At 73.2% G+C, this 2,272-nt stretch carries 2 protein-coding genes; one reads left to right on the top strand and one right to left on the bottom strand.

Annotated features, from left to right (window positions below):
• Positions 1-124: 124 nt before the first annotated feature.
• A complete protein-coding gene (locus tag G9H71_RS21850) occupies positions 125-433 on the bottom strand; it encodes a hypothetical protein (protein WP_166284876.1) in 309 nt (102 codons plus the stop codon).
• A 322-nt stretch (positions 434-755) separates the two neighbouring features.
• Here G9H71_RS21850 and G9H71_RS21845 point away from each other — a divergent pair.
• Positions 756-2,272 (top strand): FIMAH domain-containing protein (locus G9H71_RS21845; protein ID WP_231135283.1); only part of this gene is annotated, 1,517 nt, incomplete at its 3' end.

The raw sequence follows: 2,272 nt of genomic DNA, 5'->3' as shown, positions 1-2,272 counted from the left end.
GGAGAGCCGTCGAGGCGCGGCGGACCGTCAGCGGAGGTGACGTCGGGGCCGCCGCGACCCTGCGGCTGTGACGCGAGGAAGGCCGCGACTCCTGCAGGGGTGACGCGAAGAAGGCCGCGGGCCGTCAGCGGCCGCGCCGCAGGCGCTCGATCGCCGCGCGCGGGTCGCCGCCCGCGAGCAGGCTCCCGACGCGCTGCACGCTGCCGATGTCGGCCGTCCCAACGATCTCCTCGGCCGGCTCCTCGGCCGGTGCGAGGGAGGCCTGCGCGTCGGGCTCGAGCGGGCGCAGCCGCGGTGGCGGGTGCAGGTGGGCCCGGCGGGCCTCGACCGCAGCGACCATGCGCTGGTAGACCCCGACGTCACGGGGGTCGGCCATCCAGGCGTCGACCGCCGCGGCCACCTGCTCGTTGATCGCCGCGAGCCGCTCGTCCACCTCCCCATCTTCTCCCCTCGCGGGCCCTCCGATCGGGGGACGGCGACGTCAGCCGGGACGTGGCCCGGCTGGACGACGGAGCGCTCTCGGCGCCGGGGGCATCGTTTGTGCAGGCGCTGATCCACCCGTCGGGTGGGGAGCCGGCAACCAACACCCGCGCGACTGTCAGCAACGCGTCAGTCCTCGTGTCACCTGCAGAACGGAACGGCTCGCCGGATGCGGGCAGAGTTCCGGTCAACGGCAACCGGAAACCTTTCCGGAGGCCGACCGGTGAGGGGTCGAGCGGCCCCCACCTTCCCTCTCGAGACCCTTGGAGGTCGTCATGCGCTTCACCCGTTCCCTCGCCGCCGTCGCTCTGGCCGGTGCCGTCTCCGCCGTCGGCGCCCCGGCCGCCTTCGCCGCCACGCCCGCCCAGGCCGTCCCCGCGGCCCCGGTCGCCGTGTCGGCCCCGGCCGCCGCCCCCGTCGCGGACGCCCTGAACGTGCTGGACCGCTACGTCGCCAACGGCCAGATCAGCAAGAGCACCGGGCGCGACCTGCGGGCCGCCCTGCAGAAAGCCGCTGCGGCCCAGGCCGCCGGCGACCCGGCCGCCGTAGGCACCGCCCTCACCGCGGCCCGCGAGACGCTGTTCGCCGCGGACCTGTCCCAGGTGAGCATCGCCGCCGACAACGCCCTGAACGCCCAGCTCGACGGCTGGCTCGGCTCCCCCACGGGGTACGACCGGGCGCTCGAGGTCAACCGCTCGATGCTCGAGAGCGGCGACATCGCCGCCAGCACCGCCCGGCGCGTGGTCACGGGTCTCACCGCGGCGCAGGCCGACCCCGCCCAGCTGCCCGCGCTCCGGGCGTACGTCGCCGGCTTGCCGGACTCGAAGGCCGACGCGGCGGGCAAGGTCGCGCTGGCCAATGTGCTGCAGACGCTGCAGCTCGGCTCCCCGCAGTCCACCTCCGGCGTCACCGTCCGGGTCACCAACAGCACCGGCAAGGTGCTGACCCGGGTCGGCGAGGACAAGACCGGCTCCTGGACGACCGAGTTCCCGGCGACGCTCAACCCGGGCGACGTCGCCGCGGCCGGCGTCAGCAGCTCGAACGTCAACGGTGCGAACGCGCAGGCGACCTACCGGGCGCCGGACGGCACGACGTTCTCCATCGGCGGCTACGTCCCGCTCGTCGGGTCGAACAACACCAGCCAGAGCGTCGGCGGGCCGGGGGCCGACGCGTACGTCATCGACCACTCGATCGGCAGCGGCTGGACCCCGACCGCGACGTTCAACCTGCGGCCGAAGGCGGTGGGCTCGGTCGAGTCCACCTCCTCGGTGAAGGTCCGCGTGCTCAACAACACGGGCAAGGCGCTCACCCGGGTCTCCGAGGACAAGACCGGCTCGTGGACCACGGAGTTCCCGCAGACGCTGAACCCCGGTGACGACGTCACCGCCGCCGTCAGCAGCTCGAACATCAACGGCGCCAACGCCCAGGCCGAGTACGCCACGGCCGACGGCACCACCTTCACCATCGGCGGGTTCGTCCCGCTCGTCGGGTCGAACAACACGTATCAGTCCGTCGGCGGCACCAACGCCAGCGCCTACGCGATCGACCACTCCATCGGCGGCGGCTACAGCCCCACCGCCACCTTCAACCTGCGGGCCAACTCCCTCGGGGCGATCGAGTCCACCTCCTCGGTCAAGGTCCGAGTGCTCAACAACACCGGCCAGACCCTCACCCGGACCTCTGAGGACAAGACCGGCTCGTGGAGCACCGAGTTCCCCGCCACGCTGAACCCCGGTGACGACGTCACCGCCGCCGTCAACAGCTCGAACATCAACGGCGCGTCCGCCTCGGC

Source organism: Motilibacter deserti (assembly GCF_011250635.1).
GTDB lineage: Bacteria > Actinomycetota > Actinomycetes > Motilibacterales > Motilibacteraceae > Motilibacter_A > Motilibacter_A deserti.
The sequence above is the reverse complement of the archived record's forward strand: the minus strand, read 5'-3'. Positions and strand labels throughout refer to the sequence as shown.